The organism is Caballeronia telluris, assembly GCF_001544495.1.
Classification (GTDB): domain Bacteria; phylum Pseudomonadota; class Gammaproteobacteria; order Burkholderiales; family Burkholderiaceae; genus Caballeronia; species Caballeronia telluris.
Window position 1 is genome coordinate 320,228 of the sequence record NZ_FCNZ02000002.1, and the last position, 23,500, is coordinate 343,727.

Genomic DNA, 23,500 nt, shown 5'->3' on the forward strand with positions numbered 1-23,500 from the left:
CATGACGATAAGCCGCGCCGTCATTTACGCGGCGCTGATCCTCTTCGCGCTCTACTTCCTGTTCCCGATCTACGTGATGGTGTCGACGTCGTTCAAGGACCTCGACCAGTTGCGCACCGGCAACCTGCTCACGCCGCCCACGCACTGGACCTTCGCGCCGTGGGTGAAGGCGTGGCAGGAAGCGTGCACCGGCGTGCGCTGCGACGGCATGCAGCCGTTCTTCATGAACTCGGTGAAGATGGTGATCCCGGCCGTGCTGCTCTCGTCGATCATCGGCGCGTTCAACGGCTACGTGCTCACGCACTGGCGCTTTCGCGGCGCGGACGCGCTCTTCACGATGATGCTGGTCGGCTGCTTCATCCCGTTCCAGGCCATCCTGCTGCCGATGGCGCGCTTGCAGGGCATCTTCGGCCTGTCGAACACGGTGACGGGGCTCGTGCTCGTGCACGTCGTGTACGGCATCGCGTTCACGACGATGTTCTTCCGCAACTTCTACGTGAGCATTCCGGCTGAACTGGTGAAGGCGGCGCGCATCGACGGCGCGGGTTTCTTCACGATCTTCACGAAGATTTTGCTGCCCGTGTCGCTGCCGATCTTCATGGTCTGCCTGATCTGGCAATTCACGCAGATCTGGAACGACTTCCTGTTCGGGATCGTGTTCTCCGGCGTCGATTCGATGCCGATCACCGTCGCCCTGAACAACCTCGTGAATACGTCGACGGGCGTGAAGGAATACAACGTCGACATGGCGGGCGCGATCATCGCGGCGCTTCCCACCCTGCTCGTCTACATGATCGCCGGCCGCTATTTCGTGCGCGGCCTGACGGCGGGCGCGGTGAAGGGCTGATTATTCAGGCGGGCGGCGCCTTTCGTGGCGCGCCCGCGGCAAAGACAAACGAGCAGCAAGAGACAACAGAGGATTCACAATGGCAAGCCTTTCCATCCGTGACGTGTACAAGACCTACCCGAACGGGGTGCCGGTTCTCAAGGGCGTCAACATCGACATCGAGGACGGTCAGTTCCTGATCCTCGTCGGCGGCTCGGGCTGCGGCAAGTCCACGCTGCTCAACATGATCGCCGGTCTGGAAACCGTCACGAGGGGCGACATCATGATCGGCGGCCAGACGGTGAACAACCTCTCGCCGAAAGACCGCGACATCGCGATGGTGTTCCAGTCCTACGCGCTCTACCCTTCGATGAGCGTGCGCGAGAACATCTCGTTCGGCCTGAACATACGCAAGGTGCCGAAGGACGAGCAGAAGAAGATCGTCGACCGCGTGTCGGACACGCTGCAGATCCAGCATCTGCTCGACCGCAAGCCGGGCCAGCTCTCGGGCGGCCAGCGCCAGCGCGTCGCGATGGGCCGCGCGCTCGCCCGCGATCCGGTGATGTTCCTGTTCGACGAACCGCTGTCGAACCTCGACGCGAAGCTGCGCATCGAAATGCGTTCGGAGATCAAGCTGCTGCATCAGCGCCTCGGCACGACGATCGTCTACGTGACGCACGACCAGATCGAAGCGATGACGCTCGGCGACCGCATCGCGGTGATGAAGGACGGCGTCGTGCAGCAGTTCGGCGCGCCGCAGGACATCTACGATTCGCCGTCGAACCTGTTCGTCGCGGGCTTCATCGGCGCGCCGCCGATGAACTTCATCGCGGGCAAGCTCGTCGATGCGGGCGCGGGCGTCGGTCTGGAACTCGATACGGGTCTCGGCCGCAAGGTGCTGAACCTGCCGTTCGACGCGGCGAAGCTGCGCGGCAAGGTCGGGCAGGAAGTCGTGCTCGGGCTGCGTCCGGAGCGCATCACGGATGCGCGCAGCGCGCACGATGTCGACGATGCGCGGCTGCAGCCGGTGGAAGTGCGCGTGGATGTGATCGAGCCAACCGGGCCCGACACGCTCGTGTTCGCGCAGGTGAACGGCAAGCGCATCGTGAGCCGCGTGCACCCGGCGTCGAACCCGCAGCCGCTCACGAACACGACGCTGTTGTTCGATGTGTCCAAGGCGGTGTTGTTCGATCCGAAGACGGAAGAGCGGCTGGCCTGAGGGTTGCCGGGATTCATCCGTCGCACACGAAGCCGCGCATCGACGCGGCTTTTTCTTGCCTTGAGCGTTTCCTCGCACCGGGCATAATCGACGGATTGCCGCCCCACATCCGCGCGGCGCTTCACAAGGTTCTCCGTCGAAATGAGTTTTCTGTCCTCGCATCCCGAGCTGGTCTTCACGCCGTCCAACGACGCCGATCCCTTCCTCGCGCTCGAAGCGCTCGACAGCCCGCCAGTCGACGCCTGGGTCGGCGCGCAGAACGCGCGCACGACCAAAGCGTTCGGCAGCACCCCCGCCGCCGACGCGCTGACCGAACGGCTCGCGAAGGCGTACACGTCGAAGGACCGCATCGTCGCCTGCTCGCGCTACGGCGACTGGGGCTACAACACCTGGCAGGACGACGAGCATCCGCTCGGCATCGTGCGCCGCACGCCGTGGAGCGCGTGGCTCGCCGGTAAGCCGGACTGGCAGACGGTGCTCGACGTCGATGCGCTCGACCTCAACACCCGCACCGACGACGACACCCGCTGGGCCCTCCACGACTTCGACATGCTCTATCCCACCTGGGATCGCGCGCTCGTCAGCCTGTCGCCGGGCGGCTCGGACGCGTGCATCGTGCGCGAGTTCGATGTCGAATCGCGCAGCTTCGTCGAAGGCGGCTTCGAGTTGGCCGACGTCGGCAAGCACGGTATCTCGTGGATCGACCGCGACAGCGTGTACGTCGGCTGGGACGACAGCGCGCACAGCAAGAAGCCCGCGCTCACCACCTCCGGTTTTCCGCGCGAGGCGCGCCGCTGGTCGCGCGGCACGCCGCTCGCCGAGGCGCCCGTCGTGTTCGAAGGCAAGCGCCGCGATGTGTCGGCGGGCGCGGACTACGATGCGCTCGAAAAGCTGCATCTCGCGTCGCGCGCGGTGACGTTCTACGAAACGATGCATTTCTGGCTCGACGAAACGGCGAACGAATGGCGCCAGTACGACGTGCCGCTCGACGCGGAAATCGAGCATTGGAACGGCTGGTTCTTCGTCACGCCGCGCGAGGACTGGCGCGTGGGCCGCGCGCGTTTCGCGAGCGGCTCGCTGCTCGTGATCCGGCGCGACGCGTTTCTCGCGGGCGCACGAGATTTCACGACGCTGTTCGAGCCGTCGGGACGCAGCGTGCTCGCCGATATCGACTTCACGAAGCACTGGCTGATCGCCTCGCAGATGGACGACGGCGCGCCGCGCGTCACGCTGTGGCAGCCGCCCGCGGATCACGCCGCGTCGTGGCAAAAGCGCGATTTCGCGTTGCCGGCCGCGAGCCAGTCGTATGTCGATTCGATCGATTCCGAACGCGACGACACCGTGCTCATCCACGTCGAGCACTTTCTCACGCCGCCGTCGCTCTTCTACGCCGATCTCGCCCGCGACGAACCGTGGACGTTGCTCGCGCGGCTTCCCGCCCAATTCGACGCAAGCGGGCTCACCGCCGTGCGCCGTCACGCGATCGCGCGCGACGGCGTCGAGATTCCCTACTGGCTGATCGGCCGCGACAGGAATCTCACGGGCGAAGCGGCGCCGTGCCTGCTCTACGGCTATGGCGGCTTTGAAGTCGCGCTCGATCCGCACTACGACGCCACCACCGGCATGGCGTGGCTCGAAGAAGGCGGCGTGCTCGCGATCGCCAACATCCGAGGCGGCGGCGAGTTCGGGCCGCTCTGGCATCAGGCGGCGCAGCGCGAGAAGCGCCAGGTCTCCTTCGACGATTTCATCGCGGTGGCCGAGGCGCTGATCGACTCGGGCGTGACGAGCGCCGCGCAACTCGCGATCCGCGGCGGAAGCAACGGCGGGCTGCTCACGGGCGTATGCATGATCCAGCGGCCCGAACTGTTCGGCGCGGTGCTCTCGGAAGTGCCGCTCCTCGACATGTCGCGTTTTCATCTGCTGTTGCAGGGCGCATCGTGGATCGACGAATACGGCGATCCCGACGACGACGCTGACCGGCGCTTCCTGTTGACCTATTCGCCGTATCAGAATGTGAAGGCCGAGGCGCACTATCCGCCGGCGCTCTTCACATCATCGACGACGGACGACCGCGTGCATCCCGGCCACGCCCGCAAGATGACGGCGCGGATGCAGGCGCAGGGCCATGAGCGCGTGTGGTATCTGGAGAACCGCGACGGCGGTCACGGCGCGGGCGTCGAGCCGGAAGCCGTCGCGCGCGTCGAGGCGACCGCGTTCACTTTCCTGAAGTCGACGATCGGAGCGGCGTCGGCCTGACGGCGCGTGTCAGATCGTCCGCGCCGGCTTTCCATGCCAGCGCAGGACGAGCGTGCGTCCGGCGAAAGTGAGGAGACCCGAGACGCCGATCACGATGCCCATGCCGTTCGGCGTGCCGTCGTGAAAGAGCCCGACCGCGAGACTCGCGAGCGCACCGAGCGCGAGCTGCACGGCGCCGAAGAGCGCCGCCGCCGCGCCCGCGTTGTGCGGGTAGCGGTGCATGAGATCGGTCGTGCAGTTCGCGGACAAAAGCCCCACCACGCCGACCACGAAGAAGAGACACACGACAATCGACCATAGGCCGCCCCACCCCGTCAGGCACACGAGCGCGACCGCGAGCGCCGCGACCACGCTGACGAACGCCGCGGCGGAAATCATCTTCAGCGACCCGAGCCGGCCGACGAGCCGCGTATTGAGCACGTTGCCCGCGATGATCCCGACGATGTTCAGTCCGAACAGCAGCCCGTAGTGCTGCGGCTTGACATGGAAGTAGTCGATATAGACAAACGGCGTCGCGGTGATGTACGCGAACATCGACGCGAACGCCATGCCGCCGCACAGCATGTGGCCCCAGGTGACCGGATCGGCGAGCAGATGCCCGTAGGCGGCGAACGAGCGCCCGACCGCCGAACTCGCCCGCTTCTCGCGCGGCCAGGTTTCCGGCACGCGCAGGAACGCGGTCACGGCGCACACGGCGCCGAAGAGCGTCAGCGCGACGAAGACGACACGCCAGCCGCCGAGCAGCAGCAACTGCCCGCCGATCAGCGGCGCGAGCAGCGGCCCGATCGACGTGACGATGGAGAGCATCGAGAGGACGCGCGCGGCGTCGGTGGGCTCGTGCGCATCGCGGGCGATGGCGCGCGCGAGCACCGACGCCGCGCCCGCGCCGAGCGCCTGCAGGAAGCGCACGAAAATCAGGGCATCGATGGAGAACGCCGCCACGCACGCGATGCTCGCGACCGTGTAGAGCGCGATGCCGCCGAGCAGGACCGGCCGGCGGCCGTATGCGTCGGAGAGCGGCCCGTACAGCAGCATGCCGACCGAGAAGCCGGCCATGAAGCTCGTCAGCGTGCTTTGCGCGGCGGCCGCGCTGGTTCCGAAGGCGGCCGCGAGCGAGGGCAGGCTCGGCAGATACATGTCGATCGACAACGGGCCGCACGCGGCGAGCGCGCCGAGCAACAGGATCAGACGCGCGTCGGGACGGCGCCGCGTGGTGTGGGACATGGAAATCGACGGGGAATGTGGCGGAACAGCGAGCCGGCGCCGCCGGTCCAGACAGAGGACGCGACGCAACGCGGGCCGGCCGGCGAAAGCCCATTGTACGCGAGGCCTTGTGCGCTTTCCGTCCCCGTCATCCGGTAAGCTTTTGCGTTCCCCTTTCACGACGACGCGCGCGCATGACCGCCTTTCTGCTGATCTGGAGCCCCAAGAAATGGCCCTGGCCCGAGTTGCCCGCGCTCGCGCGGCGCGTCGCGCTGGGCGAAGCCGTGACCGACGCGTGGGGCTGCGGAACGTCGCGCAGCCTCTTGCCGGGCGACCGCGTGTTCGTGCATCGCGTCGCCGCGGAGCCGAAGGGCGTGTTCGCGTCGGGCTACGTGACGCGCGCGCCTTACGAAGTGCCCGACGCGTCGACGAAGCGCGGCTACCGGCTGTGTATCGACTTCGTGTACGACTTTCTCGTCGATGCGCACGAGCGCGTGGTTGTCACGCGCGACGAGTTGCGCGCCCATCCGTTCTCCGTGCAGACGTGGGACGCACAGAGTTCGGGCACGGTCATCAAGCCGATGGCCGAAGGCGCGCTCGAAAAGCGCTGGACGGAGCGCACGGGCCGACGCTCGCGGCCGCCGTCTTCGGTCGCGACGGCGCGGTCGTCCCCGCCCGATCCGGACGACTCCGGTACAATTTCATCCTGATTTCCGCCGTCGAGCCCGCCATCCGGCCCTTCGCCGACCGCATTCGCGACAGCTCGCGTCGTGCCCGGCTCACAGGCTTCAGCATTCACTTTCAGCGCAGGCCTTCATCCATGTCCAAGAATCAAGCTCTCTTCGATCGCGCCCAGCAGACCATCCCCGGCGGCGTCAATTCGCCGGTGCGGGCGTTCCGCTCGGTCGGCGGAACGCCGCGTTTCATCGAGCGCGCACAGGGCCCGTATTTCTGGGACGCCGACGGCCAGCGCTATATCGACTACATCGGCTCGTGGGGCCCGATGATCCTCGGCCACGTCCATCCGGAAGTGCTGGACGCCGTCCAGCGCGTGCTCGGCAACGGTTTCTCGTTCGGCGCGCCGACCGAAGCCGAAATCGAGATCGCCGAGGAAATCTGCAAGCTGGTGCCGTCGATCGAACAGGTGCGCATGGTGTCGAGCGGCACCGAGGCCACGATGAGCGCGCTGCGTCTCGCGCGCGGCTTCACGGGCCGAAGCCGCATCGTCAAGTTCGAAGGCTGCTATCACGGCCACGCGGACAGCCTGCTCGTCAAGGCGGGCTCGGGGCTCCTCACGTTCGGCAATCCGACCTCGGCGGGCGTGCCGGCCGACATCGCGAAGCACACGACCGTCCTCGAATACAACAACGTCGAGCAACTCAACGAGGCGTTCGCCGCGTTCGGCAATGAAATCGCGTCGGTGATCGTCGAGCCGGTCGCGGGCAACATGAACCTCGTGCGCGCGACGCCCGAATTCCTGCAGGCGCTCTCGGCGCGCTGCAACGAATACGGCGCGGTCCTGATCTTCGACGAAGTGATGTGCGGTTTTCGCGTGGCCCTCGGCGGCGCGCAGGAGTTGTACGGCATCAAGCCGGATCTGACGTGCCTCGGCAAGGTGATCGGCGGCGGCATGCCGGCGGCCGCGTTCGGCGGACGTCGCGACATCATGGCGCATCTCGCGCCGACGGGCGGCGTCTATCAGGCGGGCACGCTGTCCGGCAATCCGATCGCGGTCGCCGCCGGCCTCAAGACGCTGCAGTTGATCCAGAAACCGGGCTTCCACGCGCAGCTGGCAAAGCAAACGCAGCGCCTGACCGACGGCCTCACCGCCGCCGCGCGCGAAGCGAAAGTGCCGTTCGCAGCCGATGCGCTCGGCGGCATGTTCGGCCTCTACTTCGCGGAAACGGTGCCGGCGAGCTTCGCCGAAGTCACGCAAGGCGACACGAAGCGCTTCAACGCGTTCTTCCACGCGATGCTCGACGAAGGCGTGTATTTCGCGCCGTCGGCCTATGAAGCGGGCTTCGTCTCCAGCGCCCACGACGACGCCGTGATCGACGCGACGCTCGACGCCGCGCGCCGCGTGTTCGCCGCGCTCGCGGCCTGACGCGAAGGCCGCCCGGACGATGTTCTCCCAAACCGATTTCACTTACATGGAACGCGCGCTGGCGCTCGCCGCGCGCGGCATGTACACGACGACGCCGAACCCGCGCGTCGGCTGCGTGCTGGTCAAGAACGGCGAGGTGATCGGCACGGGCTTCACGCAGCCGGCCGGCCAGGATCACGCCGAAGTCCGCGCGCTGAAGGACGCCCGCGCGCGCGGCAACGACCCGCGCGGCGCGACCGCTTACGTCACGCTGGAGCCGTGCAGCCACTTCGGCCGCACGCCGCCATGCGCGCAGGCGCTCGTCGACGCGCACGTCGAGAAAGTGATCGCCGCGATGGAGGACCCGAATCCTTCCGTCTCCGGACGCGGCCTCACGATGCTGCGCGACGCGGGCATCGACGTGCGCTGCGGGCTGTTGTCGAACGAAGCGTATGAGATGAACATCGGGTTCGTCTCACGCATGACGCGCCGCCGGCCGTGGGTTCGCATGAAAGTCGCGGCGACGCTCGACGGGCGCACCGGCCTGCCCTCGGGCGAGAGCCAGTGGATCACGGGCGAAGACGCGCGCGCCGACGGCCACGCGTGGCGTGCGCGCGCCTGTGCGATCCTGACCGGCATCGGCACGGTGCGCGAAGACGATCCGCAACTGACCGTGCGCGCCGTCGATACGCCGCGCCAGCCGCAGCGCGTTCTGATCGACAGCCGGCTCGACGTGCCGCTCACCGCGAAGATTCTGGAAGGCGCGCCGCTCTGGGTGTTTCACGGCCACGACACCGAGCCGTCGCGCGCGGCCTTGCTGCGCGAGCGTGGCGCCGATCTCGTCGAACTGACGAACGAGCATGGCAAGGTCGATTTGCCCGCCATGCTGACCGTGCTCGCCGATCGCGGCATCAACGAACTGCATGTCGAGGCGGGGCACAAGCTCAACGGCTCGCTGCTGCGCGAAGGCTGCGTCGACGAACTGCTCGTCTATCTCGCGCCGAGCCTGCTCGGCAACGCGCCCGGCATGTTCGATTTCGCGCCGCCCTCCACGCTCGACGCGCGGCCGCATCTGAAATTTCATCGCATCGATCGTCTCGGCGACGATCTGCGCATCCTGGCGCGCTTCGTCGAAGCGCACGCCTCACTCTGAATCGACATACGCGAGGAAGCTCGATGTTCACCGGAATTGTCGCGGCGGTCGGCCGCATCGAAAAGATCACGCCGCTCGGCACGGAACCCGAAGCCGGCGTGCGGCTGACGGTCGCCGCGGGCGGGCTCGATCTCGCGGACGTCGAGCTCGGCGACAGCATCGCGATCCAGGGCGCGTGCATGACGGTGATCGAGAAGTCGGCGGATTCGTTCGACGTCGACGTCTCGCGCGAAAGCCTGAACAAGACGGCGGGTCTCGGCGCCCCCGGCGACGTCAATCTGGAGAAGGCGCTGCGCGCGCACGACCGGCTGGGCGGACATCTGGTATCGGGCCACGTCGACGGGCTCGGCGAAGTCACGCGTTTCGAGCGCGTCGGCGAATCGCACGAACTGCGCGTGCTCGCTTCGCGCGACATCGGCAAGTACCTGGCTTACAAGGGTTCGGTCACCGTGAACGGGGTGAGCCTGACGGTCAACTCGGTGACGGATCGCCCGGACGGCTGCGAGTTCTCGATCAACCTGATCCCGCACACCGTCGAAGTGACGACGCTCAACGCGCTCGCGGCGGGATCGAAGGTGAACCTGGAGATCGATCTGATCGCGCGGTATGTGGAGCGCATCCTGAGCGTGTCGGGGACGGCCGGCCCCGCTTGAGCCTTGCAAGGCTTTCAGTTTCGGCCGGCATCGTTCGACGCGCCATTCGTCCAGAAGACATACGCCCGCAGCACACGCCTTGCAAATCCATTGCCGCCCGTCCATCGGCGGTGGCGTAAAATACGGCCTTTCCCGCATCGGACGTCACCATGTCGCTCGCCTCTACCCTCGAGATCATCGCTGAACTGAAAGCCGGCCGTATGGTGATCCTCGTCGACGAAGAAGACCGCGAGAACGAGGGCGACCTCGTCATCGCCGCCGAATTCGTCACGCCCGAGGCGATCAATTTCATGGCGCGCTACGGCCGCGGCCTGATCTGCCTCACGCTCACGCAGGAACGCTGCCGCCTGCTGAACCTGCCGCCGATGACCCATCGCAACGGCACGCAGTACGGCACGGCGTTCACGGTCAGCATCGAGGCCGCCGAAGGCGTGACCACCGGCATTTCCGCCAGCGACCGCGCCCGCACGATCGCCGCCGCCGTCGCGCACGACGCGCGCGCCGAGCACATCGTCCAGCCGGGCCACGTGTTTCCGATCCAGGCGCAGCCGGGCGGCGTGCTCATGCGCGCCGGGCACACGGAAGCGGGCTGCGACTTCACCGCGCTCGCCGGCCTCACGCCGGCCGCGGTGATCTGCGAAATCATCAAGGACGACGGCGAAATGGCGCGTCTGCCCGACCTGATCGAGTTCGCCGCGCAGCACGGTCTGAAGATCGGCACGATCGCCGATCTGATCCACTATCGCAGCCGCACCGAATCGATCGTCGAGCGCGTTGCCGAGCGCACGATGCAGACGGCTCACGGTGCCTTCCGTGCGGTGCTGTATCGCGACCAGCCGAGCGGTTCGCCGCATATCGCGCTCGTGCGCGGCATGCCGACGCCGGACCGTGAAACGCCGGTGCGCGTGCACGAACCGCTCTCGGTGCTCGACTTGCTGGAAATCGATTCGTCCACGCACTCCTGGACGCTCGACGCCGCGATGAAGGAAATCGCCACGCGCGATCTGGGCGCGATCGTGCTCCTGAACTGTCACGACTCGAAGGAGCATCTGATCGACGTGTTCCAGGCGTTCGACCGCAAGGACAAAGCGGATCAGTTAAAGCGCCGCCCGGTCGATTTCAAGACCTACGGCATCGGCGCGCAAATCCTGCGCGAACTGGGCGTCGGGAAGATGCAGGTGCTGTCGAATCCGCGCAAGCTCGGCAGCATGTCCGGCTACGGGCTCGAAGTGACCGGCTTCATTCCGATGCCGGGCTGCCCCGCCACGCCGTCCGATGCCGGTGTTACTCACCTGCGCTCGGCCTGAGACGTCCGCGGCACAACCACCACACACTCAAAGAACGGAATCAATCAATGGAAATCGGACAATATCAGCCGAACCTCGACGGTGACGGCCTGCGCATCGGCATCGTGCAGTCGCGCTTCAACGAACCGGTGTGCAACGGCCTCGCCGACGCGTGCATCGAAGAGCTGGAGCGTCTCGGCGTGATCGGTCAGGACGTGCTGCTCGTCACCGTGCCGGGCGCGCTCGAAATTCCGCTCGCGCTGCAAAAGCTCGCGGAATCCGGCCAGTTCGACGCGCTGATCGCGCTCGGCGCCGTCGTGCGCGGCGAGACGTATCACTTCGAACTCGTGTCGAACGAAAGCGGCGCGGGCATTTCGCGCATCGCGCTCGATTTCGGCACGCCGGTCGCGAACGCCGTCCTCACGACCGAGAACGACGAGCAGGCCGTCGCGCGCATGACGGAAAAAGGCCGTGACGCGGCACGCGTCGCGGTGGAAATGGCGAACCTGTCGATCGCGCTGGAACAGCTCGGCGGCGACGACGAAGACGAAGAAGACGAGGACCGCGCATGAAGAGCGCTCGACGCCGCTCGCGTGAACTCGCGACGCAAGGGCTTTACCAGTGGCTGCTGTCGGGTGCGCCCGCCGGCGAGATCGACGCGCAGTTGCGCAACGCGCAAGGCTTCGACAAGGCCGATCACGATCACCTCGACGCGATCCTGCACGGCGTGATCAAGGAAGCCGACGCGTTGTCGGCGCAATTGCAGCCGTGCCTCGACCGGCCGGTCGAGCAGCTTTCGCCGGTGGAGCGCGCGGTGCTGCTCGTCGCCGCGTTCGAATTCAAGCATCACGTCGACATTCCGTATCGCGTGGTCATCAACGAGGCGGTCGAACTGACGAAGACGTTCGGCGGCTCCGACGGCTACAAGTACGTGAACGGCGTACTCGACAAGCTCGCCGTGCAACTGCGCCCGGCCGAAGCGCAGGGCCGCGGCCGCGGCTGAACGCAAAGGGCGGCGCATGAAGACAACCGCGCGCCGCCCGTCCCGACTGGATCTCCGAAGATGAATACCCTTTCCGAACCGCTCGTTCGGCTGGCCGCGCGCGTCGACGCGATCGAGCCGTTCTACGTGATGGAACTGATGAAGGAAGCGCAGGTGCTGGAAAGCCTCGGGCGCGACATCATCCACATGGGCATCGGCGAGCCGGATTTCACGGCACCCGAACCGGTGATCCGCGCCGCTTCCGATGCGCTCGCGCGCGGCGTCACGCAGTATACGAACGCGCTCGGCATCGCGCCGCTGCGTGAGGCGATCGCGCGGCATTATCGCGATGCGTTCGGGCTCGACATCGACCCGGCGCGGATCGTGGTGACGGCGGGCGCGTCGGCGGCGCTTTTGCTCGCGTGCATGGCGCTCGTCGATCACGGCGACGAAGTGCTGATGCCCGACCCGTGCTATCCGTGCAACCGCCATTTCGTCGCGGCCGCCGATGGCAAGCCCGTCCTCATCCCGAGCGGTCCGGCCGAGCGCTTCCAGCTGACCGCCGAACACGTCGATGCACACTGGGGCGAGCGCACGCGCGGTGTGCTGCTCGCGTCGCCGTCGAACCCGACCGGCACGTCGATCGAGCCTGCGGAACTGCGGCGCATCGTCGAGTCGGTGCGCGCGAAGGGCGGCTTTACGATCGTCGACGAGATCTATCAGGGCTTGAGCTACGACGCGAAGCCGGTGTCCGCGCTTTCGTTCGGCGACGACGTCGTCACCGTCAACAGCTTTTCGAAATACTTCAGCATGACCGGCTGGCGGCTCGGCTGGCTCGTCGTGCCGACCACGATGATCGGCGCCATGGAAAAGCTCTCGCAGAATCTCTTCATCTGCCCGTCGGCGCTCGCGCAATATGCTGCGCTCGCGTGCTTCGAACCGGAAACGCTCGCGATCTACGAAGCGCGGCGCCTGGAATTCAAGCGCCGCCGCGACTTCATCGTGCCCGCGCTGGGTTCGCTCGGCTTCGGCGTGCCGGTCGTGCCGGACGGCGCGTTCTACGTCTACGCCGACACGCGCGGCGTCGCGCACCCGGCCGCCGGCGACAGTGACGCCCTCACCCGCTCGATGCTGCACGACGCGGGCGTCGTGCTCGTACCGGGCGCGGACTTCGGCTTTCACGCGCCGAACCAGTATCTGCGGCTTTCCTATGCGACGGCGTATTCGAAGCTCGAAGAAGCGGTCGAGCGACTGGCGAAGCTGTTCAGGCACTGAAGCGTTTATCGTCTCCGGAAAAGAGAAAAGGCACCTCGCGGTGCCTTTTTGCATTCCAGCCAACGTTCTCTTCAACTCAAGCGCCGAACTCCGCCGATGCCACATGCTTCGGCGCATCGCTGTCGGCGTCGTCCTGATCGTGCGACGACGCGTCCGACTTCGGCGCCGTGATCGGCTTCGCGCCGTCGAGCGTCGCGTGCACGCGCTTGTTCGCGTCGGTCGAAGGCGAAGTCGACGCTGAAGCCAGCACCTGCTTCTGCGCCGGCGCCTGCGGCGCGTTGATCGGCACACTGCGGCCGCGCGCGACATCGCGCAGACGCGTACGCTCGGCCAGCACCTTGGCGCCGTAGCCGCCGTCGTCCTGCGTTGTCGAGCCGACGTAGTAGCGCAAGCCGCCCGCCACCGAGCCGCCGCGCGCGATGCAGTCCTTCAACACCAGCGCGCCGACCTTGATGTTCGCGAGCGGGTCGAGCGCCGCGTTCGAGCCGCCGAAATATTCGAACTTGTCGGAGTGGACCTTCGACATCACCTGCATCAGGCCCTGCGCGCCGACGCCGCTTTCCGCATACGGATTGAAGCCGGATTCGATCGCCATCACCGACAGCAGCAGGAGCGGATCGAGACCGACTTCGCGACCGGTATCGAACGCCGCGCGCACGAGCTCGCTGACCGGCTCCTGCGCCACGCGATACCGCCGCGCGATGAAGGTTGCGACGAGCTTTTGCTCGCGCGTCGAGATCAGCACGCGATCATCGCGCGCATCGGCGACGACGCGCTGCGCCGGGATCGCGTTCGCGAGCATCGCGACGCTCGGCAAGGTGCGCGGATCGAGCCCGTTCGGCGACACGGCGAGGCTGATGCCGCCCGTGAGCTGGCGGGTGCTGTCGTCGTCCGTTACTGCGGCGCCGAGCGAAGGCGCGGCGGCCATTGACGGCGAAGCCATGGCAAGCGACGACGGCAGCGCCTGAGCCTGTGCGGCTTGCGCCACTCGGGCGGCTTGGGCGGCTTCCAGTTCGGGACGTCGTCCGCCCGCGAACGGCGGCAGCGGCTGGCCCGCGAGCAAACGCGCCGGGCCGGCCTGCACGGCGGCGGACACCATCGGCATGATCCGTGCCGCGAAGGTTCCGCGCCACGAGGGAAGGAGCCAGAGGGCGAGCGCGGTCAACACGGCCGCGCAACCGACCAGACTGAATAGATAGTGACTCATGCGGGTCCCGCGACGCACGGCGACGCGCAGTCTCTGCGCGATGCGTGTGTCGGGACGCCACGACAACCAAGCGTTCATTGGTGCTCCCATGTTGCATTGATTTCCGCTGATTAATACCAATAGAACGGCATTCAAAAGCGCAAATCAGACACCGCTCGCCTCTTGGCAAGCAGGAGCGGCATCGGGAAAACGGCATGCGCCGTCTGGGAAGCCGGTCCGGAACATTTCGTTTCCGGGTGCGAACGGCACGAACCGCATGCCGGGGCGCAGAAGGCTTCCACGCGAAAAACCGGCGAAGAAGAGCGCCGGCAAGAACAATCAGCTACGAATCGCAACACGCCTTTTGGGTGTCGCCGATTCCTTGCACCTCAAAAAAGTTCTGAGGAAAGGTAAAAAGTTGCAAAGGCAACTTGTGATGTTGAGCGATTCTAGGCAGGGTTACATGATCCGTCAATGCTATAGACGGCTGTTTCAATTACTTACAGTTATAATGAACGGCGTTTAGTAGGTCAGACAACCGTTTTTGCGAGCATTTCCGTAGGAAATTACTGAATGTCCGCAAACGCACTTACAGCATCGCAGGTAAAATCGACAATCGATTCGCGCGCAGCGCACTCCTCCCCGATCCTCGATGAAATATAAAGACCTGCGCGACTTCACCGCCCGCCTCGAAGGCCTCGGCGAACTGCGCCGTATCAGGCAGCCTGTTTCCCCCGTGCTGGAAATGACCGAACTGTCCGACCGCGTCTTGCGCTCGGGCGGCCCCGCCCTGCTCTTCGAATCGCCGACCGGTCACACGGTTCCCGTGCTCGCTAATCTGTTCGGCACGCCGCGGCGCGTCGCGCTCGGCATGGGCATCGAAACGGACGCGGCAACGGGCGGCGATCCGAGCCTGCTCTCCGACACCGCCGCGCTCGAATCGTTGCGCGATGTCGGGCGGCTGCTCTCGGCGCTGAAAGAACCCGAGCCGCCGAAGGGACTCAAGGACGCCGGCAAGCTGCTGTCGCTCGCGAAGGCCGTGTGGGACATGGCGCCGAAAACCGTGAGTTCGCCGCCTTGCCAGGAAATCGTGTGGGAAGGCGACGAGGTCGATCTGGCGAGGCTGCCCATCCAGACCTGCTGGCCAGGCGATGCCGGTCCGCTCGTCACGTGGGGGCTCACCGTCACGCGCGGGCCGAACAAAACGCGCCAGAACCTCGGCATCTACCGGCAACAACTGATCGGGCGCAACAAGCTCATCATGCGCTGGCTCGCGCATCGCGGCGGCGCGCTCGACTTTCGCGAATTCGCGCTCGCCAATCCGGGCAAGCCGTACCCGGTGGCCGTCGTGCTCGGCGCCGATCCGGCCACGATCCTCGGCGCGGTGACGCCGGTGCCGGACACGCTGTCGGAATATCAGTTCGCCGGTTTGCTGCGCGGCGCGCGAACCGAACTCGCGAAGTGCCTGACGCCGGGCGTCGACACGCTTCAGGTGCCCGCGCGTGCGGAAATCGTGCTCGAAGGCTTCATTTATCCGCAAGAAAGCGCACCCGACGCGGCACCGGCAGGCGCGCCGCCGCGGCCGTCGAAGGGTGCGTCGGCGAAATACGAACACGCGCTCGAAGGCCCGTATGGCGATCACACCGGCTATTACAACGAGCAGGAGTGGTTTCCCGTCTTCACCGTCGAGAAGATCACGATGCGCCGCGACGCGATCTACCACTCCACCTACACCGGCAAGCCGCCCGACGAACCCGCCGTGCTCGGTGTCGCGCTGAACGAAGTGTTCGTGCCGCTGTTGCAGAAGCAGTTCGCCGAGATCACCGACTTCTATCTGCCGCCGGAAGGATGCAGCTACCGGATGGCGATCGTGCAGATCAAAAAGAGCTATCCGGGACACGCGAAGCGCGTGATGTTCGGTGTCTGGAGCTTCCTGCGCCAGTTCATGTACACGAAGTTCATCGTCGTGGTGGACGACGACGTGAACATCCGCGACTGGAAGGAAGTCATCTGGGCAATCACGACGCGCATCGATCCGACGCGCGATACCGTGCTCGTCGACAATACGCCGATCGACTATCTCGATTTCGCTTCGCCGGTGGCGGGGCTCGGCTCGAAGATGGGGCTCGACGCGACCAACAAATGGCCCGGCGAGACGAACCGCGAATGGGGCCGGCCGATTCAGATGGACGAAGCGGTGAAACGGCGCGTCGATACCTTGTGGGATGAAATCGGACTCGGGAAGCGCCCATGAAAGCAGCCACCGTGTATCGCGGCGACGCGATCGAAAACACGCACGACGCGCAGGTCGCGGTCGTCGATGCCGAAGGCCGACTGCTGTATTCGTTCGGCGATCCGCATCGGATGACGCTCGCGCGCTCGGCGGCGAAACCGGCGCAGGCGCTCGCGGTGCTGGAAACCGGTGCGCTCGAACGCTTCGCCTTCGACGACGCCGACCTCGCGCTGATGTGCGCGTCGCACAGCAGCGAGGAGCGGCATATCGAACGAGCGCGCGCGATGCTCGGCAAGGCGCACGCGAGCGAAGCGGACCTGCGCTGCGGCGGCCATCCGCCGATCTCGGACGCGGTCTACCGCAACTGGATCCGCCGCGACTTCACGCCAACGCCCGTGTGCAGCAACTGCTCGGGCAAGCACGCGGGCATGCTCGCGGGCGCGCGGGCAATCGACGCGCCCATCGCCGACTATCACCTGGCCGAGCATCCGTTGCAGGTGCGCGTGAAGCACACGGTCGCGCGCGTGCTCGATCTCGCCGACGACCAAGTGCAATGGGCCATCGACGGCTGCAATCTGCCGACGCCCGCCTTCCCGCTCGATCGTCTCGCGCGTCTCTACATGAAGCTCGCCGATGCGAAGCCGGACACCACGGACGGCGCGCCGCTCGCGCGCATCTATCGCGCGATGACGGCCTATCCCGAACTCGTCGCGGGCGAAGGGCGCTTCTGCACGCTGCTGATGCAGGCGTTCGGCGGCGCGCTCGTCGGCAAGCTCGGCGCGGACGCGAGCTATGCGATCGGCGTGCGGCGGCCGCAAGGCGCGCTCGGCATCGCGGTGAAGGTGGAAGACGGCAACATGACGGCGCTTTACGCGATCGTCGCCGAGGTGCTCGCGCAACTCGGCGTCGGCGCCGAAGACGAGCGTCGCCGCCTCGACGCCTTCCGTCATCCGCCGATGCGCAACACGATGGGCATCGTGACCAGCCGGCTCGACGTATCGCTGCGGCTCGAACAACACTGACAAGAAGGGAAGTACGCAGGATGCATTCGTGGTCGTTGTTGTCGGACGGGTTTTTTCTGTCGCTGTCGCTGTGTCTCGATATCGGGATCGCGAACGTCGCCATCATTTCGCTCGTGCTGTCGCACGGATTCAAGCCGGGCTTCGTGCTCGGACTCGGCACCTGCGCGGGCGACCTGTTCTATGCGGCGCTCGCGCTCGCGGGCATGTCGGCGCTGCTGCAATTCAGCGCGGTGCGCTGGGTCGTGTGGATCGGCGGCGCGATCGTGCTGCTCTTTCTCACCTGGAAGATGGCGCGCGAGGCGCTTTATCCGGCATCGGCGCCGCCCGTCGAAGGCAAGGCCGATCCCGTCACGCCGCGCCAGAGTCATCTGAAGAGTTTCCTGCGCGGCGCGTTGCTCGCGGTGTCGTCGCCGAGCGCGATCTTGTGGTTCGCGGCCGTGGGCGGCGCGTTGATCGCGAAGGCCGGCGCGACGAGTCCGGTGAGCGCATCGGTTTTTCTCACGGGCTTCTTCGTCGGCGGCCTCGGCTGGACCGTCTTCATCTGCGTGCTCGCGAGCCACGGCCGCAAGCGCGCCGGCACGACGCTCCTGCGTGCGTGCCACGTATTCTCGGCGCTGCTGTTCGCGTATTTCTCGTATAGCGTGATCGTCAACGGTTATCGCGACCTGATCGTCCACGCGGCTTCCTGAGCCGCGCGCACGATCAGCCGACGAACTGCGCGAAACGCGCGAGATCGACGTTGCCGCCGCTCACCAGCACGCCGACGCGCTTACCTTCCACCGGAATCACCTTGTTCAGGACGGCCGCGGCCGCGAGGCACCCGGTCGGCTCGACAACCATCTTCATGCGCTCGGCAAAGAAGCGCATCGTGTCGATCAGCTGAGTGTCGCTGACGGTCACGATCTGGTCGACGTGCCGCCGGATGATCTCGAAGTTGTACTCGCCGACATGCGTGGACGCGGCGCCATCGGCGATCGTGCGCGGCACGTCGATATGCACGATTTCGCCGCGCGCGAGCGACTGCTGCGCGTCGTTGCCCGCCTCGGGTTCGACGCCGATCACCTTGCACGACGGGCTCAGCGCCGCCGCCGCGAGCGCGCAGCCGCCGATCAGCCCGCCGCCGCCGAGACACACGAACAGGTAGTCGAGCGGGCCTGTCTCCTCGATCAGTTCCTTCGCCGACGTGCCCTGCCCCGCGATCACGTGCGGATGGTCATAAGGCGGAATCAGCGTCATGCCGCGCTCCTCGGCGAGCGTGCGGCCGATTTCCTCGCGATTCTGCGTGTAGCGGTCGTAGGTGATCACTTCGCCGCCGTAGCCGCGCGTCGCGGCCATCTTGGCGGCGGGCGCGTCTTCCGGCATGACGATGGTCGCGCGGATGCCGGCGAGCTTCGCCGACAACGCGATTGCCTGTGCATGATTGCCCGATGAATAGGTCAGCACGCCGCCCGCGCGCTGGCGCTCGTCGAAATGCGAGATGGCGTTATAAGCGCCGCGAAACTTGAACGCGCCCATGCGCTGGAAGTTTTCGCACTTGAAGAAGAGCGACGCGCCCGCGCGCTCGTCGGCGGTGCGCGAAGTCAGGACAGGCGTGCGATGGGCCGCGCCGGCGATGCGCCCGGCGGCATCGACGACATCGGCGTAAGTCGGGGCGGAAAGAGTGGACATCGGAGGCAGTGGCGTGAGTTGAGGAACTGTCATTCTCCCAGTTTCCAATGTGCCACGGAGAGACGCTGCCGTCCCTTAAGCCTGTTCGAGCTGCGGCCTCGTCGCATGTTAAATGCGAAACGGCGCAACCCGGCGTGATGCCGGCGTTGCGCCGTTCGTCGTCACAGGGATGAGACTAGCGCTTAGTGCCAGTGTCCGCGGCCATGACCGTAATAACCGCGGCCGTAGTAACCGTGACCGTAATAGCCGCGGTTCCAGTAAGGCTGCCCGTAATACCCGCCGACCACGACGGGCGGCGGCGCATAAACCACAGGCGGCTGATAGACGACCGGCGGCGGCGGGGGCGCCAGATAGACGGGCCCCGGAGCGGCATAAACCGGATAAGCCGGATAAGCCGGCACCCCGATGCCGATGCCAACCGACACATGCGCTTGCGCCGCGCCGACGAACCCGGCGCCGAGCGAAGCAGCTACGATGAATGGAACGATTTTTCTCACTTTCTCTTCTCCTCGCCGCTCTTCGGTACACATGTCCGAGACTTCGCGACGGTATGAATCGAATTTAGCGAAAAATCGTGAAAGGCGTTGCTTCCATTTGTAGCAAATTGCAATTCGTCTTACAGCGCCCGGCGGGCGTAAGAATCGACGCATGGCGCCACGACCGCGCAGGCACACGCAGATGACGATCGACTGACGGTCAACCGCGAGGTCGCGCGCACGGACATCGAAAGGCACGGTAATTTTTATTTACAAATGAGTTAAAAAGCCCCGCGGGACGCAACGTCCGGCGGGGCTTTTCGGCCGGGATGCCCGGCCAGATGCAGCTGCGCTGCGTGTCGTATCGACGCTCGATTTTCCGTTGGCCGAGCTTTTCAGCCCACCTTCACATACGCGAATTCACGCGTCACGTTGGGTGGCACATACGCGGCGCCGATCACGACCCGCGGCGTGAGGCGCTTCTTCTGATCCCACCAGCGGCGGCGTTGGGCCTGACTGAGAAACCGCAGATGCTTCCGGTAAGCAAAAATGCTCATGGCGACCTCCGAACGTAGCGAATGACAACCACAAAGGGGAACCAGCAACTCATCGCACAGAAAAACCGGTCTTTCGTTCTAATCGTGCTGCCGGCCGAGCGCTGCAAGCCACGTGGCGAGCGCTCGTTGCGCAGGGCATTCGCGCGGTACTTTCGGCGCGATACCCTTCATCACGGCGCCCGGGGGCGCCTCGTTCTGTCTTATGCCTCATGCTTCATTCTCATTCCTCAGACAAGGAGCACGAAACATGCCATATTCAGCGACGCCACGACTCGGATTCGTCGGCGCCGGGCGGCTCGCACGCTGCGTCTCGCGTGCCTGGTCGCGCGCGGGCTATCCCGTTACGGCCATCGCGAGCCGTTCGCTGGGCTCCGCCCGCGCGCTCGCGGACCAGTTGCCCGGTTGCCTCGTCGCCGAAGATCCACAAGCGGTCGCGGCGCGCGCCGATATCGTCTTTTTGACAGTTCCCGATGACGAAATCGGTGCGGCGGCGAACGCACTGCGCATCGAACCATCCGGGGACGGCGCGCGCGCCGTCGTGCATTGCAGCGGCGCCACGCCAGTCGATGTTCTTGCGCCGGTTCGCGCCCGGGGCGGCGACATCGGCGGCTTTCATCCGTTGTATCTGTTCGGCGGCGTCGACGGCGACCTGACGCGCATCCAGGGCTGCTCGGTGACGATCGAAGCGCCGTCTGAACTCCTTGAAGCCCTTAACGGGCTTGCCCGTGCGCTCGGTTGCCATCCGCTTTCGATCCCGCCCGGCGGCCGCATGCTGTACCACGCCGCTGCTCACTATGCTGCCAGCTTTGCGCTCGCCGCGCTTTCCGAGACCGTCTCACTTTGGCAACAATTAGGGTTTTCCGAAGACGACGCGCTGCGCGCCGTCCTGCCGATGCTCGCCGGCACGATCGAGACCGCGCGCGAGAAAGGCCTGGCCGGCGCGCTCGCGGGACCGGTGTCGCGCGGCGACGCGGGTATCGTCGAGAAACAGCTGGCGCTCCTCGACGGCCTAGGCGGCGACCACGCGACGCTCTACGCGCTGATGACGCGACGCGCGATCGAACTGGCGCGGCGGCGTCCGGTTCCGCCATCGCCGAATGCGCTCGCGGCGATGGAACGGTCGGTCGAAAGGATCCTCGATGCGTCGCGGACGGCGGCGAACGTGCGGCCCCATCAGGGCGTCGCGCAGTGACGCTTTCAATCCGTTAGACAACACGCGCAAGCGGCGCTGAAGCCATGATAAGGTGACGACCGGCGCCCCACCGTGCATGGACGGTGGGCGGGGAGCCGGGCCGCCGTGCATGAAAAAAGCGGCACCCGGGCGGACGATGTCAGGCAGGCCGCCGGCGAGCCGGATCGGCGCTGCCATGACAAACAGCCAAGAGAATCGACAATGATCAAGGTCAGTTTCCTGTATCCGTATCGCGAGAACGGCCGTTTCGACGTGGACTATTACTGCAACCAGCACATGCCGCTCGCGGCCGCGCGTCTCGGCGATGCGGTGAAGGGCTGGTCGGTCGATGTCGGTATTTCCGGCGCGGCGCCCGGATCGGCGCCGCCGCACGCGGTCGTCGGGCATGTGCTGTTCGACTCGGTCGAGGCGTTTCGCACGGCGCTTGCGCCCGTCGCCCGCGAACTTCAGGCCGATCTGGCGAACTATTCCGACGGCCCCGGCCCCACGCTTTCGATCAGCGAAATCCGCGTGAGCCGTTGAAGCGACATCGGCGGCTTTTCTCGTTCGTTCAGTTCCGCTGTCAATCCGTAACCCGTGAACCCGACGCAGCCTCACACTGCGCACGCATAAAAAAGGACCCGAGATGTTCGGCGATATCGCCCGTTTTCTGCTCAATACCGTTTTCACGCTGTTCGGCGCGGCGCTGCTGCTGCGCGCCTGGATGCAGGTCGTCCGCATGCCGCCCTACAACCCGGTGTCCAATGCCGTGATGCAGGCGACCAACTGGATCGTGCTGCCGCTGCGCAAGATCCTGCCGGGCGGCAAGATCGACTGGGCGAGCATTCTTGCGGCGTTCATCGCGTCGCTCGTGTATGTGGTGTTGATGGTCGTGCTCGCGGGCGTCGACCCGATGCTGATGGCGCCGATGCTGCTGCTCGTCGCCGTGCTGACCGTCGTCAAGTGGGCGCTGAACCTGATCATCTGGATGACGATCCTGATGGCGCTCCTCTCGTGGCTCAATCCGCAGTCGCCCGCGATGCCGCTGCTCTACCAGATCACCGCGCCGTTCCTCGATCCGCTGCGGCGCATCCTGCCGCGTCTGGGCGGCATCGACCTTTCGCCGATTTTGCTGTTCGTGATCGTTCAGGTGCTGCTGATGGTGGTCACGCGGGTAGCCGTTTCGATGACGCTGTTCGGCATCTGAGCCTGGCTGGCCGCGCCAATTGCGTGTTTCGACGCCTTGCGCTTACAATATCGGGCTCACGCGGGCGTCGTATAATGGCCATTACCGTAGCTTCCCAAGCTACAGACGTGGGTTCGATTCCCATCGCCCGCTCCAGACATCGAACAAAAAGCCGCCTCTTCGACTTATCGAAGGCGGCTTTTTGGTTTTCGGCGCTGCGCGTTCCCCTGCCAGCGCCTTTATCAAGCCCATTACCCTACGATGACGCACGATCCCCGCGATGAAGCCGCCGATGAAGGCGCTCAAGACGCATCTCCCGCCGACGACACCAATCCGCTGCGCCACCGCCGCATCCGCAGTTTCGTGACGCGCGCCGGCCGCGTCTCGACGGGCCAGCGCCGCGCGCTCGACGAGTTCGGACCGCGTTTCGTCATCCCCTACGCGGCCGACACGCTCGACTGGGACGCCGTCTTCGGCCGGCGTGCGCCGCGCGTGCTGGAGATCGGCTTCGGCATGGGCGCGACGACGGCGGAAATCGCGGCCACGCGTGCCGGCGACGACTTTCTCGGCGTCGAAGTGCACGAGCCGGGCGTCGGCGCGCTTCTGAAGCTGATCGGCGAGGAAGGACTCACGAATATCCGCATCGTCCAGCACGACGCCGTGGAAGTGCTCGAACACATGATCGCGCCGGAGAGCCTCGACGGCGTGCACATCTATTTCCCCGATCCGTGGCACAAGGCGCGCCATCACAAGCGCCGCCTGATCCAGCCGAAGTTCGTCGCGCACCTCGTCTCGCGCCTGAAGCCGGGCGGGTATATCCATCTCGCGACTGATTGGCAGAACTATGCCGAGCAGATGCTGGAAGTGTTGGCGGCAGAAACGGCGCTTGAGAATACCGCGGATGGGTATGCGCCTCGTCCCGACTATCGTCCCGTGACGAAATTCGAGCGGCGTGGCATCAAGCTCGGGCACGGTGTGTGGGATCTGGTGTTCAAACGGCGGTGATCGGGGCGGGCAGAGGCGAAAACGCCACGGCATGCCGTGGCGTTTTTTTTGTTCTGGGCA

Annotated in this window: 23 protein-coding genes and 1 tRNA gene; 19 read left to right on the top strand and 5 right to left on the bottom strand. The window is 65.9% G+C overall.

Annotated elements, in window-relative coordinates:
• The first annotated feature begins 1 nt into the window (after position 1).
• The 3 genes from AWB66_RS04430 to AWB66_RS04440 all read left to right on the top strand — a co-directional run bounded on the left by AWB66_RS04430 (position 2) and on the right by AWB66_RS04440 (position 4,301).
• Entirely contained in the window at positions 2-847 is an 846-nt protein-coding gene (locus AWB66_RS04430) for a carbohydrate ABC transporter permease (protein WP_087629051.1), read from the top strand.
• 79 nt (positions 848-926) lie between these two features.
• Positions 927-2,045 (top strand): ABC transporter ATP-binding protein, encoded by a 1,119-nt coding sequence (locus AWB66_RS04435; protein WP_087629052.1) that lies wholly within the window; start codon positions 927-929, stop codon positions 2,043-2,045.
• 141 nt (positions 2,046-2,186) lie between these two features.
• On the top strand, positions 2,187-4,301 hold the full coding sequence (locus AWB66_RS04440; RefSeq protein WP_087629053.1) for a prolyl oligopeptidase family serine peptidase: 2,115 nt from the start codon (positions 2,187-2,189) through the stop codon (positions 4,299-4,301).
• Between the two features lie 9 nt (positions 4,302-4,310).
• Here the strand turns inward: AWB66_RS04440 and AWB66_RS04445 are convergent, their stop codons facing one another.
• Positions 4,311-5,525, bottom strand: a complete 1,215-nt coding sequence (locus tag AWB66_RS04445; protein ID WP_087629054.1) for a Bcr/CflA family multidrug efflux MFS transporter — start codon at positions 5,523-5,525, stop codon at positions 4,311-4,313.
• 173 nt (positions 5,526-5,698) lie between these two features.
• Between AWB66_RS04445 and AWB66_RS04450 the strand changes: the two genes are divergently transcribed.
• The 8 genes from AWB66_RS04450 to AWB66_RS04485 all read left to right on the top strand — a co-directional run bounded on the left by AWB66_RS04450 (position 5,699) and on the right by AWB66_RS04485 (position 12,936).
• Positions 5,699-6,214, top strand: coding sequence for a hypothetical protein (locus AWB66_RS04450; protein ID WP_087629055.1), 516 nt, complete (start codon positions 5,699-5,701; stop codon positions 6,212-6,214).
• 110 nt (positions 6,215-6,324) lie between these two features.
• Entirely contained in the window at positions 6,325-7,608 is a 1,284-nt protein-coding gene (gene hemL, locus AWB66_RS04455) for a glutamate-1-semialdehyde 2,1-aminomutase (protein ID WP_087629056.1), read from the top strand.
• 19 nt (positions 7,609-7,627) lie between these two features.
• A complete protein-coding gene (gene ribD / locus AWB66_RS04460) occupies positions 7,628-8,740 on the top strand; it encodes a bifunctional diaminohydroxyphosphoribosylaminopyrimidine deaminase/5-amino-6-(5-phosphoribosylamino)uracil reductase RibD (protein ID WP_087629057.1) in 1,113 nt (370 codons plus the stop codon).
• 23 nt (positions 8,741-8,763) lie between these two features.
• The gene (locus tag AWB66_RS04465; RefSeq protein WP_087629058.1) at positions 8,764-9,393 is read left to right on the top strand and encodes a riboflavin synthase; all 630 of its coding nucleotides are present in this window, start codon (positions 8,764-8,766) and stop codon (positions 9,391-9,393) included.
• A gap of 149 nt (positions 9,394-9,542) precedes the next feature.
• Entirely contained in the window at positions 9,543-10,700 is a 1,158-nt protein-coding gene (ribBA, locus tag AWB66_RS04470) for a bifunctional 3,4-dihydroxy-2-butanone-4-phosphate synthase/GTP cyclohydrolase II (RefSeq protein WP_087629059.1), read from the top strand.
• Positions 10,701-10,747: 47 nt separating this feature from the next.
• Positions 10,748-11,251, top strand: a complete 504-nt coding sequence (ribH, locus tag AWB66_RS04475; RefSeq protein WP_087629060.1) for a 6,7-dimethyl-8-ribityllumazine synthase — start codon at positions 10,748-10,750, stop codon at positions 11,249-11,251.
• Positions 11,248-11,682: a transcription antitermination factor NusB gene (gene nusB, locus AWB66_RS04480; RefSeq protein ID WP_087629061.1), complete on the top strand. Its 435-nt coding sequence runs from the start codon at positions 11,248-11,250 to the stop codon at positions 11,680-11,682. The genes ribH and nusB overlap by 4 nt, the downstream gene beginning before the upstream one ends.
• Before the next feature lie 60 nt (positions 11,683-11,742).
• Positions 11,743-12,936, top strand: a complete 1,194-nt coding sequence (locus AWB66_RS04485) for a pyridoxal phosphate-dependent aminotransferase (RefSeq protein WP_087629062.1) — start codon at positions 11,743-11,745, stop codon at positions 12,934-12,936.
• Between the two features lie 76 nt (positions 12,937-13,012).
• On the opposite strand, the gene AWB66_RS04490 is transcribed toward AWB66_RS04485, so the two are convergent.
• Positions 13,013-14,221 (bottom strand): lytic transglycosylase domain-containing protein, encoded by a 1,209-nt coding sequence (locus AWB66_RS04490; RefSeq protein ID WP_087629063.1) that lies wholly within the window; start codon positions 14,219-14,221, stop codon positions 13,013-13,015.
• Between the two features lie 553 nt (positions 14,222-14,774).
• On the opposite strand from AWB66_RS04490, the gene AWB66_RS04495 reads away from it, so the two are divergent.
• From AWB66_RS04495 to AWB66_RS04505, 3 genes are read left to right on the top strand one after another with little or no spacing between them, the layout of a single operon-like run.
• Entirely contained in the window at positions 14,775-16,376 is a 1,602-nt protein-coding gene (locus tag AWB66_RS04495) for a UbiD family decarboxylase (RefSeq protein WP_087629064.1), read from the top strand.
• A complete protein-coding gene (locus tag AWB66_RS04500) occupies positions 16,373-17,377 on the top strand; it encodes an asparaginase (RefSeq protein WP_087629065.1) in 1,005 nt (334 codons plus the stop codon). The genes AWB66_RS04495 and AWB66_RS04500 overlap by 4 nt, the downstream gene beginning before the upstream one ends.
• A gap of 20 nt (positions 17,378-17,397) precedes the next feature.
• Positions 17,398-18,066 (top strand): LysE family translocator, encoded by a 669-nt coding sequence (locus AWB66_RS04505; RefSeq protein WP_087629066.1) that lies wholly within the window; start codon positions 17,398-17,400, stop codon positions 18,064-18,066.
• A gap of 13 nt (positions 18,067-18,079) precedes the next feature.
• Here the strand turns inward: AWB66_RS04505 and AWB66_RS04510 are convergent, their stop codons facing one another.
• From AWB66_RS04510 to AWB66_RS33965, 3 genes are all read right to left on the bottom strand, one after another.
• Positions 18,080-19,045 (bottom strand): threo-3-hydroxy-L-aspartate ammonia-lyase, encoded by a 966-nt coding sequence (locus tag AWB66_RS04510; RefSeq protein WP_087629067.1) that lies wholly within the window; start codon positions 19,043-19,045, stop codon positions 18,080-18,082.
• Positions 19,046-19,227: 182 nt separating this feature from the next.
• The gene (locus tag AWB66_RS04515; RefSeq protein WP_087629068.1) at positions 19,228-19,542 is read right to left on the bottom strand and encodes a hypothetical protein; all 315 of its coding nucleotides are present in this window, start codon (positions 19,540-19,542) and stop codon (positions 19,228-19,230) included.
• A gap of 374 nt (positions 19,543-19,916) precedes the next feature.
• Positions 19,917-20,078 (bottom strand): hypothetical protein, encoded by a 162-nt coding sequence (locus AWB66_RS33965; protein WP_165829948.1) that lies wholly within the window; start codon positions 20,076-20,078, stop codon positions 19,917-19,919.
• Between the two features lie 247 nt (positions 20,079-20,325).
• Here AWB66_RS33965 and AWB66_RS04520 point away from each other — a divergent pair, with 247 nt between their 5' ends.
• The 5 genes from AWB66_RS04520 (at position 20,326) to trmB (ending at position 23,440) form a co-directional block, all read left to right on the top strand.
• A complete protein-coding gene (locus AWB66_RS04520; protein ID WP_087629069.1) occupies positions 20,326-21,270 on the top strand; it encodes a Rossmann-like and DUF2520 domain-containing protein in 945 nt (314 codons plus the stop codon).
• A gap of 201 nt (positions 21,271-21,471) precedes the next feature.
• On the top strand, positions 21,472-21,792 hold the full coding sequence (locus AWB66_RS04525) for an EthD family reductase (protein ID WP_087629070.1): 321 nt from the start codon (positions 21,472-21,474) through the stop codon (positions 21,790-21,792).
• Positions 21,793-21,895: 103 nt separating this feature from the next.
• Complete coding sequence (locus AWB66_RS04530) at positions 21,896-22,456, top strand: YggT family protein (protein ID WP_087629071.1); 561 nt, start codon at positions 21,896-21,898, stop codon at positions 22,454-22,456.
• Positions 22,457-22,516: 60 nt separating this feature from the next.
• A tRNA-Gly gene (locus tag AWB66_RS04535) sits at positions 22,517-22,591 on the top strand.
• A 105-nt stretch (positions 22,592-22,696) separates the two neighbouring features.
• On the top strand, positions 22,697-23,440 hold the full coding sequence (trmB, locus tag AWB66_RS04540) for a tRNA (guanosine(46)-N7)-methyltransferase TrmB (protein ID WP_087629072.1): 744 nt from the start codon (positions 22,697-22,699) through the stop codon (positions 23,438-23,440).
• Positions 23,441-23,500: the final 60 nt, after the last annotated feature.